Here is a 16427-nt window from a genome sequence, read left to right on the forward strand (position 1 = left end):
CCACGACCCAGGAGAGCACGAACCAGGAGGCCGGGATCCAGGGCGCGATGACGCCTGTCGCGACCTTCGCCGGCCGCGCCGTGGCGCTGTTCGGCCTGGGCGGCTCGGGCCTCGCCACCGCCCGCGCCCTGCTGGCCGGCGGCGCCGACGTCACCGCCTTCGACGACAGCGCCGCCTCGCGCGAGCGGGCGGAGGCGGCGGGCGTGCGCGTCGCCGATCTGCGCGACGTCGACTGGAGCGCATTCGCCGCCCTGATCCTGTCGCCAGGCGTGCCGCTGACCCACCCGGAGCCGCACTGGACGGTGAAGCTGGCCCAGGCAGCCTCTGTCCCTGTCATCGGCGACATCGAGTTGTTCTGCCGGGAGCGGACGGCCCGTGCGCCTCTGGCGCCGTTCGTCGCCATCACCGGCACCAACGGCAAATCCACCACGACGGCGCTGATCGCCCATCTGCTGACCCACGCCGGCCGCGAGGTCGCGCTGGGCGGCAATATCGGCACGGCGATCCTGTCGCTGCCGCCGCCGGACGTGGCGCGGGTGCATGTGGTGGAGTGCTCCTCCTACCAGATCGATCTGACGCCGTCGCTTAACCCGACCGTCGGCGTCTTCCTCAACGTTACGCCGGATCATCTCGACCGTCACGGCGACATGACCCATTACGCCGCCGTCAAGGAACGGCTGGTCGCCGGCGCCGACATAGCTGTGATCGCCGTGGAGGACGACTGGACCCGCGCAGTCGCCGCCCGGCTCGAAGCGGACTGCAAGCCGGTTGAACGCGTGCGCAGCGACGCCGCGGAAGCGAATGGCTGGTCGTGCGAGGGCGCGAAACTGCTGCGCCATGGCGTGGTTTTCGCTGATCTGACCGGTTCGTCGTCGCTGCGCGGCCGTCACAACGTCCAGAACGCCCTTGCCGCCAGCGCCGCCGTCGCCGCCCTTGGCGTCGGGCTGCCGGTGATCGCGGCGGGGCTCGCCACGTTTCCGGGCCTCGCCCACCGCATGGAGCAACTGGCCCGACGCGGTCCTGTGGCGTTCATCAACGATTCGAAGGCTACCAACGCCGATTCGGTGGAAAAGGCGCTGGCGGCGTTTCCCTCCGGCGTGTTCTGGATCGCCGGCGGCAAGGCCAAGGCGGGCGGGATCGCTTCTCTTAACGGTTTGTTTGCCAGGATCAGCAAAGCCTATCTCATCGGCGAAGCAACCGAATCATTCGCCGCGACCCTCGACGGGAAAGTGGAATACGCCCGCTGCGACACCCTTGACCGGGCGCTCGCGGCGGCCGCGGACGACGCCGCCGCCTCCGGCCTGCCGGAAGCGATCGTGCTGCTGTCGCCCGCCTGCGCGTCATTCGACCAGTATCCGAACTTCGAGGCGCGCGGCGATCATTTCCGGCGGCTCGTCGCCGCGTGGCTGGCGGCCCATCCGGGCTGACGCCGGCCGTTCCTGACGTTGCAAAGGCTTCGGGAACGGTCGACCAGGACGCGGTTTCGCATTGAGAGGCATGTTTCGCGGATGGCAGCCGCCGTCCGCCGCATGCGCCGGAACAGAAAGACACGTCCATGGCGTCGCGCGCCGAACGCACCTATCTGGGGCAGTGGTGGTGGACCGTCGACCGGGTTCTGCTGGTCGCGCTCGGAGCCGTCATGGTCAGCGGCCTGGTGCTGCTGATGGCCGGCGGCCCGCCGGTCGCCGAGCGCCTCGGCCTCAGCACCTTCCACTTCGTCAATCGCCAGGTGTTCTTCCTGGCCCCGGCGCTGATCGTGCTGGTGGCCACGTCGTTCCTGTCGCCGCGCCACGTGCGGCGTCTCGCCCTGTTCATCTATCTGGTCTCGATGCTGCTGGTGTTCGCGGCGCTGCAGTTCGGGCCGGAAGTGAAAGGCGCGCACCGCTGGCTCAACATCGGCAGCGTCACGCTGCAGCCGTCCGAGTTCGTCAAGCCGGCTTTCGTCATCCTCGCGGCCTGGGCCTTTTCGGAGGGGTCGCACCGGCGCGATGCGCCCGGCACGCTGCTGGCCATCATGATCCTGCCGGCGACGATCATTCCGCTGATCCTGCAGCCGGATTTCGGCCAGACCATGCTGATCACCATCGTCTGGGCCGGTCTGTTCTTCGTCGCCGGCCTGCACATGATGTGGATGATCGGCCTCGCCGGCGTCGGCGGCGTCGGCATCATCATCGCTTACACCTTCGTGCCGCACGTGCGCGCCCGCGTCGAACGCTTCATGGACAAATCGTCCGGCGACACCTTCCAGGTGGATACGGCGCTGGAGTCGTTCTACCAGGGCGGCTGGCTGGGCAAGGGGCCGGGCGAGGGCACGGTGAAGCGCATCCTGCCCGACGCGCACACCGACTTCATCTTCGCCGTCACCGGCGAGGAACTGGGCGTCGTCGCCTGCATGGTGCTGGTGCTGCTGTTCATGCTGATCGTGCTGCGCGGCCTGGTGCTGGCGCGCCGGCTGGAAGATCCGTTCTGCCGCTTCGCCGCCACTGGCCTGGTGTTGCTGTTCGGCATCCAGGCCTGCATCAACATGGCGGTGAACGTGCATCTGATGCCGGCGAAGGGCATGACCCTGCCATTCATCAGCTATGGCGGCTCGTCGCTGATCTCGCTGGCGCTCGGCATGGGCTTCCTGATCGCGATCACCCGCAAGCGGCCGACAGCGCCCCTGTATGACCGGATTTCCCCCCTCCATCGCAGTGACGCCTGACATGAGCGCCCGTCCCGTTATCCTTCTCGCCGCCGGCGGCACCGGCGGCCACCTGTTCCCCGCCGAGGCGCTGGCCCGCGAACTGAACGCGCGCGGCCTGCGCGTGGCGCTGGCCACGGACAGCCGCGTCACGGGCCATGTGGCGGAATTTCCGGCGGAAAAGATCTATGAGATCCCTTCCGCCACCCCGTCGCGAAAATCCCTGCCGGTGATGGCCAAAGCCGCGCTGACCCTGGCGCGCGGTTTCTGGCGCGCCCGCGGGCTGATGCGCAAGGAGCTGCGGCCGGCCGTGGTCGTCGGCTTCGGCGGCTATCCCAGCGTGCCGCCGCTGGTGGCGGCGGCCTCCGCCGGGGCCCGCAGCATCATTCACGAACAGAACGCCGTGCTGGGGCGCGCCAACAAGTTTCTAGCCGGCCATGTGACGGCCCTGGCCACCGGCTTCGCCGAGGTCGGCGGCGTGCCCGACAGCGTGCGGGGACGCATGCACCATGTGGGCAATCCGGTGCGGCCGGCGGTGCTGGAGGCGGCGCAAACGCCAATGCCGGCCTTCGCCGCTGGCGGAACCTTGCGGCTGCTGGCTTTCGGCGGCAGTCAGGGCGCCCGGGTGATGAGCGATATCGTTCCGGCCGCCGTGGCGCTGCTGTCGCCGGCGCAGCGAGCGCGGCTGCACGTGACCCAGCAGGCGCGTCCGGAGGATCTGGAGCGCGTGCGCGCCCGCTACGCCGAGATGAACGTCGACGTCACGGTGGAGCCGTTTTTCAGCGATCTGCCGGCCCGGATCGCCGCCAGCCATCTGGTGGTGGCGCGCTCCGGCGCGTCCACGGTGGCGGAACTGGGGGTGATCGGCCGGCCGTCGATCCTCGTGCCGCTGCCCGGTTCACTGGACCAGGACCAGGCCGCCAACGCCGCCACCCTGGCGGCCATCGGCGCCGCCGTGGTCATACCCCAGCCAGAATTCACCGCCACGCGTCTGCACGACGAGATCGCCGCCCGGCTGGCCGACCCGGCGCTGCTGGCGGCGGCGGCGGAAGCAGCCCGCGGCGCCGGCATTCCCGATGCGGCCAGCCGGCTGGCCGATCTGGTGATGCAGATCGGCGGTCTCACGGCCTGAAACGCCGTCACATAACAATTGGCAGGATGGGCGTCGCCGTTTGAGACGTCTGGTCCGGACTGGAGAGCACTGATGAAACTGCCGCGCGAGATCGGCCCCATCCACTTCATCGGCATTGGCGGCATCGGCATGTCCGGCATTGCTGAAGTGCTGCACAATCTCGGCTATCGCGTGCAGGGCTCGGACGCCAGCGAGAACGCCAATGTGAAGCGCCTCGCCGGGCTTGGCGTGCGCACCTTCGTCGGCCATGACGCGGCCCATGTCGGCGACGCCGGCGTCGTCGTGATCTCCACCGCGATCAAACCGGACAATCCGGAGCTGAAGGCGGCGCGCGAGGCGCGCATTCCGGTGGTGCGCCGCGCCGAGATGCTGGCGGAGCTGATGCGGCTGAAGACCTGCGTCGCCATCGCCGGCACCCATGGCAAGACCACCACCACCTCGCTGGTGGCCACGCTGCTCGACGCCGCCAATTTTGATCCGACGGTCATCAATGGCGGCATCATCAACGCCTATGGCACCAACGCCCGGCTCGGCGCCGGCGACTGGATGGTGGTGGAGGCGGACGAGTCCGACGGCACCTTCCTCAAGCTGCCAGCCGACGTCGCCGTGGTCACCAATATTGACCCGGAGCACCTCGACCACTTCAAGACCTATGACGCGGTGAAGCAGGCGTTTCGCTCGTTCATCGACAATCTGCCGTTCTATGGCTTCGGCGTGATGTGCATCGACCATCCGGCGGTGCAGGACCTGGTCGGCCACGCGCTCGACCGGCGCGTCATCACCTATGGCGAGAATCCCCAGGCCGACGTGCGCCTCATCGACGTGGACCTGCGCGGCGGCCGCTGCCGCTTCTCGGTGCAGGTGCGCGAGCCCAAGGGCGGCGACGAACTGCTGATCCCGGACCTGGAAATGCCCATGCCGGGCCTGCACAACGCGCTCAACGCCACCGCCGCCATCGCCGTGGCGCTGGAACTGGGCGTGACGCCGGACCTCATCCGCAAGGGGCTCGCCGGTTTCGGCGGCGTCAAGCGCCGCTTCACGCGCACTGGCGAGTGGAACGGCGTCGCCGTGTTCGACGACTATGGTCACCATCCTGTGGAAATCGCCGCGGTGTTGCGCGCCGCCCGCGCCTCCACCGACGGGCAGGTGATCGCCGTGGTGCAGCCGCACCGCTACACGCGTCTGTCGGCGCTGTTCAACGATTTCTGCACCTGCTTCAACGACGCCGACGCCGTGGTGGTCGCGCCGGTCTATGCGGCGGGCGAGCAGCCGATACCGGGCGCCGGGCAGCAGGACCTGGTCGACGGTCTGAAGGCGCGCGGCCACCGCAAGGTCGTCGCCATCGCCGGACCGGAAGAGCTGGCCGGCGTGGTGAAGGACCTGGCGAAGCCGGGCGACTATGTGGTGTGCCTCGGAGCCGGCAGCATCAGCCAGTGGGCCTACGCCCTGCCGGAACAACTGGGCGCGGCCTGACGCATTCCCGGGACGAAGCGCGATTGCCTTTCCGGCAAGCCCCCTGATTGGGCGTTTCCGGGCAGGCTTTTCCGGGGAAACCCGCTTCGCCGGAAAGCGATATCAGTTTGATTTGACGCATTTCATTCACAAAAAGTGGCCCACTTTCCTCGAAAACGCCTCAGGAGAAGGCAATGAGCGCCATCAGCGGCAATCCGGTTGCGGATATCGTCGCCGGCCTTGACGGCATTCGCGGCGACCTGGAAGCGAACGCGCCCATGGCGCCGCTGTCGTGGTTTCGCGCCGGGGGACCGGCCGACGTGCTGTTCACGCCGGCGGACGAGGACGATCTGGCCAATTTTCTGCGCCAGTTGCCGGCTTCGGTCCCGGTGCTGGTGGTTGGCCTCGGCTCCAACCTGCTGGTGCGCGATGGCGGCTTCCCCGGCGTCGTTATCCGGCTGGGCCGGCCGTTCGCGGCCATCGCGGCGCTGGATGGCCATCGCGTCAGCGCCGGCGCAGGCGCGCCCGACGTCAAGGTGGCCAATGTCGCCGCCAAGGCGGGCGTTGCCGGCCTCAGCTTCATGCGCGGCATCCCCGGCGCCATTGGCGGGGCCTTGCGGATGAACGGCGGCGCCTATGGCGGCGAGACCTCTGACGTGCTGGTGGAGGCGCAGGGCGTCGACCGCAGCGGCGCGCTGCGTGTGTTCAGTCACGCCGATATGGGCTTTTCCTACCGCCACAGCGACGTTGCTGAAGATGTGATCTTCACTCACGCCCTGTTCCAGGGGCGCCCGGGCGATCCGGCGGACATCGCCAGGGAGATGGCGCAGATCACTGACGCGCGCAGCGCCACGCAGCCGGTGAACACCCGCACCGGCGGGTCGACCTTCAAGAACCCGCCTGGACGCAAGGCCTGGGAGCTGGTGGACGCCGCCGGCTGTCGCGGCCTGCGGCGCGGCGCCGCCCAGGTGTCGGAGATGCACTGCAATTTCCTGATCAATCACGGCGGCGCCAGCGCCGCCGACATCGAGGAACTGGGGGAGGAGGTGCGCCGGCGCGTGCTGGAAACCTCGGGCGTGCAGCTTGCATGGGAAATTCGTCGTGTTGGCCGGGCGCTTTCGCCTGATCGACCAGGGCCCGGCGTCTGAAGCGCGGGGAAAGGCGATCGCCCATATCCTGACGCGGTTATTTTGAGTTTACGCATTTTCTTTACGGAAAGTGGGGCCGCTTTCCTGAAGATGCTCTTGCGATTTCATTCCTGCCAGGGCGCGACGTGTCGCGACCTGCAAAGCCTGGAGCAAAACCCGTTCATCCTGAACCGGAGTTTCGCTCCATCATTTTGAATGAACGCGTTTTCCTTACGCGAAATGGCAACCGCTTCGCTGGAAAACGCTCCAGGCGCCGCTCTGGCGTCGGGACGCTGCGGCGTCCGGAAGGAACATGGACATGACAGCGCGGGACACGAGGCATGTGGCGGTTCTGATGGGCGGCTGGGCGGCCGAACGCGAGGTGTCGCTGCGCTCGGGCGCGGCGTGCGCCGCTGCGCTGGAAGGCGAGGGGTTTCGCGTCACCCGCGTCGACGTGGACCATGATGTCGCCGCGCGGCTGGCGGACCTGAAGCCCGACGTGGCGCTGAACGCCCTGCACGGGCGCGGCGGCGAGGACGGCGTCATCCAGGGCGTTCTGGAGACCCTGCGCATTCCCTACACCCACTCCGGCGTGCTGGCCTCGGCGCTCGCCATGGACAAGGGGCGCGCCAAGACGGTGATGGCCGCCGCCGGGATTCCGGTGGCGGTGGACCGGGTGGTGACCCGCCAGGAGGCCGCAGCCGGTCACATCCTGCCGCCGCCTTACGTGGTGAAGCCGGTGGCGGAAGGCTCATCGTTCGGCGTGATTATCGTCCGTGAAGGGCAGTCGCACCCGTCCCAGGAGCTGTTGCGTCCCGACTGGCCGTATGGCGAACGGGTCATGGTGGAAAAATATGTGGCGGGGCGGGAGCTTACCTGCGCCGTGATGGGCGACAGGGCGCTCGACGTCATCGACATCCGCACCAGCGGCCAGGCGTTCTACGACTATGAATCAAAGTACGCCAAAGGCGGCTCCACCCACATCCTGCCGGCGGACGTTAAACCAAATATTTACCGTCTTGTACAAGAGTTGTCCCTCAGGGCGCATCAGGCGCTCGGCTGCCGCGGCGTAAGTCGCGCGGACTTCCGGTGGGACGATACGCCCGGTGGAACCGGGGATCTGATCTGCCTGGAAGTCAATACGCAACCAGGCATGACCGAGACGTCCCTTGTTCCCGAGATGGCGGCTTACGCCGGGTTCTCTTTCGGTGAGTTGATGCGATGGATGGTGGAGGACGCCTCCTGCGATCGGTAACGTCGGGACTGCCCGGCGCCGGCATGTCGGCGATGGCGATGAGCCACGACGGCCGCACGGTTCCGGTCGACCTCGACGCACTGTCGGGCCTGCGTCGCAACCGCCTGCCATTCCTGCGCAAACTGACGCGCCGCGGCGTCTCCAGGCCGCTTGGCGCGCGCATTCCCCGCTTCGCCGGCACGGCCCTGCTGGCCGGCTTCATGACGCTGGTCGGCGTTGGCGGCTATTACATGGGTGGCCATGACGTCGCCTTCCGCGAAGCCTGGGGTGAGCCGCGCGACGCCTTCGCCCGCGCGGTCGGCCTCGGCGTCGACCGGGTGCAGATCACCGGCCTGGTGGAGCTGCATCAGGAAGAGGCGCTCAAGGCCGCCGGCGTCACCGATCGCACTTCACTGCTGTTTCTCGACGTGACCGCGGTGCGCGAGGCGCTGGAAAAACTGCCGCTGGTGAAAGAAGCGGCGGTGCGCAAGCTGTATCCGGACGAGCTGTCGATCACCATTACCGAGCGCAAGCCCGCCGCCCTCTGGCAGAAAAATGGCGAGCTGTTCGTGGTCGCCGCCGACGGCACGCCGATCGATCGCGTCACTGACATGCGCTTCGCGCGGCTGCCGTTCGTGGTGGGCGAGGGCGCCAATCTGCGCGCCGGCGAATACGCCGCGCTGCTCGACGCCGCCGGGGCGCTGCGCGAACGCATCCGCGCCGGCTCGCTGGAAGCTGGCGAGAACTGGACCCTGACCATGGACAACCGCGTGCGGGTGAAGCTGCCGTCGGCGGAGGCCGCCCGCGAGGCGCTGGCCCGCCTGGCCGCGCTGGAGCGCGAAAGCCGGATTCTTGAAAAGGACATCCTGCTGGTGGACATGCGCGTGCCTGATCGCGTCATCGCCCGCCAGAGCGTGGAAGCGGCCGCCGCCCGGGCGGAAATGTTGAAGAACAAGGCGAAACAGAAGGGGGGCGTCGTCCTGTGAACCACCATATCATCACCCCCCGGATGAAGCCGCTGTCGGCGCGTCGCAGCATGACGCTGTCGGTGCTCGACGTTGGCACGTCCAAGATCGTCTGCATCATCGCCGAGCTGAAGCCGGTGGCGGACGGCGAGGCGCTGCCGGGCCGCACCCATATCGCCCGCGTGCTTGGCATCGGCCACACGCGCTCGGCTGGCCTCAAGGGCGGCGCCGTCGTCAATCTCGAGGCGGTCGAGCAGTCGATCCGTCACGCGGTCGACGCGGCCGAGCGCATGGCCCGCGTCGAGGTGCAGTCGGTCATCGTCAATCTGACCGGCGGCCGTCTTGGTTCGCTGAAGCAGAGCGCTGAAGTCGACGTGCGCAGCGGCTCCGTGGGGCTGCGCGACGTGGAGCGGGCGCTCTCGGCGGCGGCCCAGCAGGGCATGCGTCAGGGGCGCGCCGTGCTGCACACCCTGCCGACGGGCTTTTCCGTTGACGGACAAAGCGGCGTTGTCGATCCGGGCGGGCTGCTTGGCCAGCGCCTCGGCGTCAACATGCATATCGTTTCGGCGGACGCTTCCGCCGCGCGCAACCTGATGCTCGCGGTCGAGCGCTGCCATCTCGACGTCGAGGCGGTGGTCTCCACCCCTTATGCCTCGGGGCTGTCCAGCCTGGTCGACGACGAGGCGGACATGGGCGTGGCGCTCATCGACATGGGCGGGTCAACCACCTCATTCGCGGTGTTCGCAGGCGGGGCGATCGTTCACACCGACGCCATCGCGGTCGGCGGTCACCACGTCACCATGGACGTGGCGCGGGGCCTGTCCACCCGCATCGCCGCCGCTGAACGCCTGAAGACCCTGTACGGTTCCACGGTGATGACCCCGGCGGACGAGCGCGAACTGATCGCCGTGCCGCTGGTGGACGAGTTCGAGCGCGACATTCCCAATCACGCGCCCAAGTCGCAACTGACGCGGATTATCCAGCCGCGCGTCGAGGAAATCCTTGAACTGGTGCGCGATCGCCTGCGTCACGCGGGGCTGGGGGCGGAAGCCGCGCGTCGCGTGGTGCTCACCGGCGGCGCCAGCCAGCTGAACGGCATGCACAACGCCGCCCAGCGCATTCTTTCCGCCGGCGTCGCGCCGGCCAGGGTTCGCACTGGCCGTCCACTGGGCGTGAAAGGCTTGCCGGAAGCAGCCAAGGGTCCGGCTTTCGCTGCGGCAGTGGGGCTGCTGGTTTATCCCCAGGTCGCGCATGTGGAGCATTTCGAGCCGCGCGCCAGCCACAGTTACGCGAGAACGGGCTCGGATAACTATTTTGCGCGCGTCGGACGGTGGATCAAAGAGAGTTTCTGAAGCATGATTATGGTTACCAATCCTGCTTCGCGATTGAAAAAATAATCAAATCAAACACTTGTGGGCAAATCAGCTGATTCGCCCCCGGTGTGGGATCTCAGGATGAATCCGCGTTTTCGGTGCGGCGGCCGAAGACCATTCACATTCCGAAGGGGGCGCGCAGCCGGCGCCGTTCTGGAAAGAGGCAATTTCAAATGGCGATCCAGCTGCAGGTTCCGGACATCCGCGAACTGAAGCCCCACATCACGGTGTTTGGCGTCGGCGGGGCCGGCGGCAACGCCGTCAACAACATGATCGAAGCAGGCCTTGAGGGCGTGGAGTTCGTTTGCGCCAACACCGACGCCCAGGCTCTGGCGTCGGCGCGGGCCGAACGCATCATCCAGATGGGCATCCAGGCGACCGAGGGATTGGGCGCCGGCTCCCAGCCGGATGTTGGCCGCGCCGCCGCTGAGGAGGTGATTGACGAGATCCGCGATCAGCTTTCCGGCGCACACATGGTGTTCATCACCGCTGGCATGGGCGGCGGCACCGGCACCGGCGCGGCGCCGGTTATTGCCCGCGCCGCCCGTGATCTGGGCATCCTGACCGTTGGCGTCGTCACCAAGCCGTTCCAGTTCGAGGGCTCGCGCCGCACCCGCGTCGCCGAGGCCGGCATCGCCGAGCTGCAGCAGGCCGTCGACACGCTGATCGTCATCCCCAACCAGAACCTGTTCCGCGTGGCCAATGAAAAGACCACGTTCGCCGACGCCTTCGCGATGGCCGACCAGGTGCTGTATTCCGGCGTGGCCTGCATCACCGACCTGATGGTGAAAGAAGGCCTGATCAATCTCGACTTCGCCGACGTGCGCTCGATCATGCGCGGCATGGGCAAGGCGATGATGGGCACCGGCGAGGCCTCTGGCGACAAGCGCGCCATCAACGCCGCTGAAGCCGCCATCGCCAACCCGCTGCTCGACGATGTCTCGATGAAGGGCGCGCGCGGCCTGCTGATCTCGATCACCGGTGGTCCCGACCTGACCCTGTATGAAGTTGACGAGGCGGCGACCCGCATCCGCGAGGAAGTCGATCCGGAAGCCAACATCATCCTGGGGGCCACCTTCGACCAGTCGATGGAAGGCCTGATCCGCGTCTCCGTCGTGGCCACCGGCATCGAGCCGGCCGCGATCTCCGAGGACGCAGACATCGTCGCCACCGAGAAGAAGATCGCCGAGGTCGCCGAGCGTCTGCGCACGGAAGCCCGCATGCGCGCCAACCAGGCGCCGCCGTCGATCCGCTCCACGGTCACCGCCCCTGCGCCGGTGTCTGAGGCCGCCGCCGCCTTCGCGCCGGTGCCGCCGGTTGCTGCTCCTGTCGCGCCGGTCGAGGCCGTGGCTCCGGCTCCGGAAGTCGCCGCAGCGCCCGCGCCGGTTCCGCCGGTCGCTGCTCCGGCTCCTGTCCAGGCTCCCGTGATGGCTGCTCCGGCCCCGCAGCAGGCTCCGATGGTTCGCCCGGCGGCGCCCGCGCCAAGAATGGCCCAGCCCCAGATGGCCCAGCCCCAGATGGCGCAGCCTCAGGCTCCGCAGCCGCAGATGGCGCAGCCGCACGCGCCTGAGCCCGAGTTGCACCAGAATCACTTCATCCCGCCGCAGGCCGAGCGGGTTGTCCGTCCCGCCCGCATGCCCCGCGTCGACGAGCTGCCGCTGCCGGCCCAGAACCAGCTTCGCGCCAGCCGGCCGGAGCATGAGTACGAGCCCGAGCACGAGACGCGCCGCATGTCGCTGCTGCAGCGCATCGCCTCTGTCGGCCTTGGACGCCGTGAAGAGCATCACGTGGCTCCGCACGCCGCCGCGCCGGCTCCCCAGGCTCCGCGTCAGCCGGCCGCCGAGAACCCCTCGTCGGTTCACGCCGAGTACGGCCGTCGTCCGGCCCCGGCGCCGCAGCATCGTCCCGAGCAGCCGGCTCCGGCGCCGCAGGGTCGCGGCTTCGAGGATGACCAACTGGAGATTCCGGCCTTCCTGCGTCGCCAGGCGAACTGATTTGACCTGACGTGAGCACGGCTGTAACAGGCTGTTAACAATAGTGGCGACCCCGGCTTTGGCCGGGGTTGTTTCGTTTTGAAAACCATTTGTTAATCAATTGGTTGGGCATGGCTCGCATGCGAATTTTTTCGTAACAGAACGTAAGAAAGCGTGATTTGGCCGACGGGGTCCACCGGACTATGTTCCTGCTCAGAAAACGGGGTTCCGGCAGCGCTGCTGCCTTAACGGCGCCCCGGTGGCAGACAGCAACGGACAGACGCCGGCGCGGCGGATCGCAGCGCCCGGAAGTCAGGAACGCCAGATGAAAGCCAGCCGGCAAACCACGCTTCGCTCCCCCATCGTCATCACCGGAAACGGCGTGCATGGCGGGCAGCCTGTCCGGATGACCCTTCATCCGGCCCCGGCCTCCAACGGCGTGACTTTCCTCCGCACGAATCTGGCCAATGGCCACGAACGTCTTCTCGAGGCCCGTCACCTGGCCGTCTCGGCCACCGCGCTCTGCACCGTGATCGGCGATGATGAATCCGGCTCCGTCGCCACCATCGAACATGTGATGTCCGCGCTTGCCGGCCTCGGCGTTGATAACGTCTGCATCGAGATCGACGGTCCCGAAGTTCCGATTCTTGATGGCAGCGCCGCCGAGTACGTCGATGCGATCGCCCAGGTTGGCGTCGTCGAGCAGGCGGCCTTCCGTCGCGTTATCCGCGTGCTGCGCCCGGTGCGCGTCGAGATGGGTCGCGCCTTTGCCGAGATGCGTCCGTACGAGCGTGGTTTCCGCCTCGACGTGGAGATCGATTTCGACACGGCGGTCATCGGTCGCCAGCGCATGGTGTTTGATATGTCGCCGGCTGCTTATCGCCGCGAGATCTCCCGCGCCCGCACCTTCGGTTTCATGCGCGACGTTGAAGCGCTGTGGAAGGCTGGCTTCGCGCGCGGCGCCTCGCTGGACAACACGGTGGCTCTCGGCGACGACGGCGTCCTCAACCCGGAAGGCACGCGTTGGCCGGATGAGTTCGTTCGCCACAAGATTCTCGACGCCATCGGCGACCTGTCGCTGGCCGGCGGGCAGATTCTTGGCTCCTATCACTCTTTCTGCGGCGGCCACCGCCTCAATTTCATGATGCTGGAAGCGCTGTTCGCTGATCGCGCCAACTACGCGATTGTCGACGCCGCGCCGCGCCGTGAGGTTGGCCACGCGGAAGCGGCTGTCGCAGCCGTCGCCTTCGCGCCGACCGTCAGCTAGGACTTTTTCGCGAAAAGTGGCTTCCGTCATTCGCGACGGGATGGATGCGGACAGGGTGCGCGACGCGCGGCGCCAAAAACACCGGGCGCCGCTGGTGAGCTGGATCTGGCCGCAAACGGTCCACAGCATTCCGGCAGCGCTTCAGCCGACCGTCACGTTGGCGGATGACGCGCCCCTGTCCTGAGGCAGGACTGTTCCAGGCGCGGGTCGTCCAGATTCGATTGGTTGTCCCCCGGTGGTTGTCCCCCCGGCGTCGGTTTGTGGTCCCGCCTTGGGGGCGTGTGTTCCGGTTTTGGTTGCGACGCGCCTGGCAGGCTTGCTGAAAGCTTGCCAGGCGTTTGTTTAGCCCAATGCGCGATGCTGTGGCTGAAGTTGCAGTTGCGCTGCGCACGCGCTCGTGTCCGGCGCGGCGCCGGCGCCACGCTCTGGTAATTCGCAACGGCGAGCCGTTCGCGGGGTTGGCGCGGCCGGCGAGTTCAGGATAAAAGCGTTGGCAGAAAGCGTAGCCAGGCGGCTATGTCCATGTCGCCCAGCGGGCGTTGTACAGGTAACAGATGGTTCCGGCTTGTGATCGCCGGGCCAGGCGCGCCGGGCCGGCGCGAAAAATGGCTGAAGGGAACGTCGCGGCATGCGTCTCGGATATTCGTTCAGGGCAGCTTCCATGGTGAGCGCTCGGGTCTTGCTCGCCGCCGTCGCCGTCACAAGCCTGGCTGCTTGCAGCGAGGGTCTCGACAAGTTCAATCCGTTCGCTGACGAAAAGTACAAGCCGGAGAAGGTGGTCGATACGCCGCCGGACCAGCTTTACAACGACGGTCTGGCCCGTGCGGCCAATGGTAATTTCGTTGGTGCGGCGAAGAAGTTCGATGAGGTCATCAAGATCCATCCGCATTCGCCCTACGCCAAGCAGGCGCTGCTGATGTCGGCCTACGCCAACTACGAAGGCGGCGCCTACGACGACGCCATCGGATCGGCGAAGCGTTACGTCACCCTGTACCCATCCGACAAGGACGCCGCCTACGCCCAGTATCTTCTGGCCATGTCGCACTACTCCATGGCACCAGACGTGTCGCGCGACCAGGAGCAGGCCGAGAAGGCCGGCCAGGCCCTGAACGACCTGGTGACCCGTTATCCGAACTCCGAGTACGTCAAGGACTCGAAGTGGAAGATTCAGGTCATCCGCGACCAGCTCGCCGGCAAGGAAATGGAAGTCGGCCGCTATTATCTGAACCGCCGCAACTACGGCGCCGCGATCAACCGCTTCCGCGTGGTGATCAGCCGCTACCAGACGACCCGCCACGTCGAGGAGGCGCTCGAGCGCCTGGTCGAGGCCTATATGGCCATGGGCATCGTCAACGAAGCGCAGACCGCCGCCGCCGTGCTTGGCCACAACTTCCCGGACAGCCAGTGGTATCAGGATGCCCACGCCCTGCTGACCAAGGGCGGCCTTACGCCGCGTGAGGACAAGGGCTCGTGGATCAGCCAGGCTTTCGGCAAGGCCATCAGCCTGAACTGAGGCATCATGCTCGCCCAGCTGTCGGTCCGAGACATTGTCCTGATCGACCGGCTTGACCTGACTTTCACATCGGGTCTGAGCGTGCTGACGGGTGAGACGGGCGCCGGCAAGTCCATTTTGCTCGACGCCTTTTCGCTCGCCCTGGGCGGGCGGGGAGACGGCGGCCTGGTCCGGCACGGACAGGCTCAGGGGCAGGTGACGGCGGCGTTCGATCTGCCACTCGCGCATCCGGCGCGCGCCGTCGCAGCGGCGCAGCAGCTGGAGGTCGACGGTGATCTCATCCTGCGTCGCCTGCAAATGGCGGACGGGCGCACGCGCGCGTTCGTCAACGACCAGCCGGTGAGCGTGCAGATCCTGCGCGCCGTCGGGCAGGAACTCGTTGAAATTCATGGTCAGCACGACGACCGGGCGTTGATGGACCCCGCGTCGCATCGGGCGATTCTGGACGCCTTTGGCGGTCTGGCCGGTCAGGCCGTCCGGGTGGCCGACGCCGCGCGCCGGCTGCGCGCCGCGGAGGACGAACGCGCCGCCCGCCTTGCCGCCATCGAAGCAGCGCGCAAGGAGGCGGACTACCTGCGTCATGCGGTGGATGAGCTGGGAAAGCTCGGGGCCGGGGCCGGGGAGGAGGAGCAACTCGCCGCCCGTCGCCAGGCGATGATGCAGGCGGAAAAGGTGGTGGCCGAGCTGAGCGAGGCGCATCAGGCGCTTTCCGGCCACGCCTCGCCGGTTCCCGCGTTGTCCGGCGCCATGCGACGGCTGGAGCGACGGGCTGACCAGGCCCCGCAACTCGTCGAGCCGGGCATCCGCGCCCTCGACGCGGCGCTGGTCGCGCTGGAGGAGGCGGCCAGCGTGCTGGAGCAAAGTCTGGCTGACGCTGAATTCGATCCACGCGAACTGGAGCAGGCTGAGGAGCGGTTGTTCGCCCTGCGCGCCGCTGGCCGCAAATACAGCGTGACCGCGGATGACCTGCCGGCGGTGCTGGCGCGTTTCGAAACCGAGCTGGACAATCTGGACGCGGGGGAAAAACACCTGGACGCGCTGGGCGCGGCCGTGGCCCAGGCTGAGGCTGACTATATCGCAGCCGCGCGCAAACTGTCCGATGGACGTCGCAAGGCCGCCGCCGCGCTGGACCGGGCGGTGTCGGCGGAGTTGCCGCCGTTGAAACTGGAGCGGGCCAAATTCATCACCGAGGTTGAAAGCGACGCCAGCGTGCGCGGGCCGGATGGCTTCGACCGGGTGTCGTTCGTGGTGCAGACCAACCCCGGGGCGCGGCCTGGACCGCTGATGAAGGTGGCCTCCGGCGGCGAGCTGTCGCGGTTCATGCTGGCGCTGAAGGTGGTTCTGGCCGACAAGGGCTCGGCTCCGACCCTGGTGTTCGACGAAATCGACACCGGCGTCGGCGGCGCTGTGGCCGACGCCATCGGCCAGCGGCTGGCGCGGCTGGCCGGCAAGGTGCAGGTTATCTGCGTCACCCACGCGCCGCAGGTTGCCGCACGGGCTGGCCACCATTACCTGATCGCCAAGGAGCCGGTGGCGAAATCCGGCGCCATCGCCACCCGCGTGGCGGCGCTGGAGGCGCGCCGCCGCCAGGAGGAGATAGCCCGCATGCTGGCGGGCTCAACCATCACCGAGGAAGCCCGCGCCGCCGCCGCCCGCCTGCTCGACGGGACGGGTTGAACGGCATAGATTTGTGCGGTGCATCGGATCA

The 16427-nt window shown here is 67.6% G+C and carries 12 protein-coding genes; all 12 read left to right on the forward strand.

Annotated features, from left to right (window positions below; translation table 11 throughout):
- Positions 1-47: 47 nt before the first annotated feature.
- The 12 genes from murD to recN all read left to right on the forward strand — a co-directional run bounded on the left by murD (position 48) and on the right by recN (position 16396).
- Complete coding sequence (murD, locus tag IE243_RS00960) at positions 48-1427, forward strand: UDP-N-acetylmuramoyl-L-alanine--D-glutamate ligase (RefSeq protein WP_191317890.1); 1380 nt, start codon at positions 48-50, stop codon at positions 1425-1427.
- A 128-nt stretch (positions 1428-1555) separates the two neighbouring features.
- Positions 1556-2704, forward strand: coding sequence for a putative lipid II flippase FtsW (ftsW, locus tag IE243_RS00965; RefSeq protein WP_191317472.1), 1149 nt, complete (start codon positions 1556-1558; stop codon positions 2702-2704).
- Position 2705: 1 nt separating this feature from the next.
- Complete coding sequence (gene murG, locus IE243_RS00970) at positions 2706-3815, forward strand: undecaprenyldiphospho-muramoylpentapeptide beta-N-acetylglucosaminyltransferase (protein ID WP_191317473.1); 1110 nt, start codon at positions 2706-2708, stop codon at positions 3813-3815.
- A gap of 72 nt (positions 3816-3887) precedes the next feature.
- The gene (murC, locus tag IE243_RS00975) at positions 3888-5288 is read left to right on the forward strand and encodes a UDP-N-acetylmuramate--L-alanine ligase (RefSeq protein ID WP_191317474.1); all 1401 of its coding nucleotides are present in this window, start codon (positions 3888-3890) and stop codon (positions 5286-5288) included.
- A gap of 173 nt (positions 5289-5461) precedes the next feature.
- Entirely contained in the window at positions 5462-6415 is a 954-nt protein-coding gene (gene murB, locus IE243_RS00980) for a UDP-N-acetylmuramate dehydrogenase (protein WP_191317475.1), read from the forward strand.
- A gap of 298 nt (positions 6416-6713) precedes the next feature.
- The gene (locus IE243_RS00985) at positions 6714-7649 is read left to right on the forward strand and encodes a D-alanine--D-alanine ligase (protein WP_191317476.1); all 936 of its coding nucleotides are present in this window, start codon (positions 6714-6716) and stop codon (positions 7647-7649) included.
- A 38-nt stretch (positions 7650-7687) separates the two neighbouring features.
- The gene (locus tag IE243_RS00990) at positions 7688-8614 is read left to right on the forward strand and encodes a cell division protein FtsQ/DivIB (protein ID WP_244642582.1); all 927 of its coding nucleotides are present in this window, start codon (positions 7688-7690) and stop codon (positions 8612-8614) included.
- Between the two features lie 23 nt (positions 8615-8637).
- Positions 8638-9945: a cell division protein FtsA gene (gene ftsA / locus IE243_RS00995; RefSeq protein ID WP_191317891.1), complete on the forward strand. Its 1308-nt coding sequence runs from the start codon at positions 8638-8640 to the stop codon at positions 9943-9945.
- Positions 9946-10139: 194 nt separating this feature from the next.
- On the forward strand, positions 10140-11960 hold the full coding sequence (gene ftsZ, locus IE243_RS01000) for a cell division protein FtsZ (RefSeq protein WP_191317478.1): 1821 nt from the start codon (positions 10140-10142) through the stop codon (positions 11958-11960).
- 304 nt (positions 11961-12264) lie between these two features.
- On the forward strand, positions 12265-13206 hold the full coding sequence (lpxC, locus tag IE243_RS01005; RefSeq protein WP_191317479.1) for a UDP-3-O-acyl-N-acetylglucosamine deacetylase: 942 nt from the start codon (positions 12265-12267) through the stop codon (positions 13204-13206).
- 661 nt (positions 13207-13867) lie between these two features.
- Positions 13868-14719 (forward strand): outer membrane protein assembly factor BamD, encoded by an 852-nt coding sequence (locus IE243_RS01010; RefSeq protein WP_191317480.1) that lies wholly within the window; start codon positions 13868-13870, stop codon positions 14717-14719.
- Between the two features lie 6 nt (positions 14720-14725).
- Complete coding sequence (gene recN, locus IE243_RS01015) at positions 14726-16396, forward strand: DNA repair protein RecN (RefSeq protein ID WP_191317481.1); 1671 nt, start codon at positions 14726-14728, stop codon at positions 16394-16396.
- Positions 16397-16427 lie beyond the last annotated feature (31 nt).

Source organism: Camelimonas fluminis, from assembly GCF_014656355.1.
Classification (GTDB): domain Bacteria; phylum Pseudomonadota; class Alphaproteobacteria; order Rhizobiales; family Beijerinckiaceae; genus Camelimonas; species Camelimonas fluminis.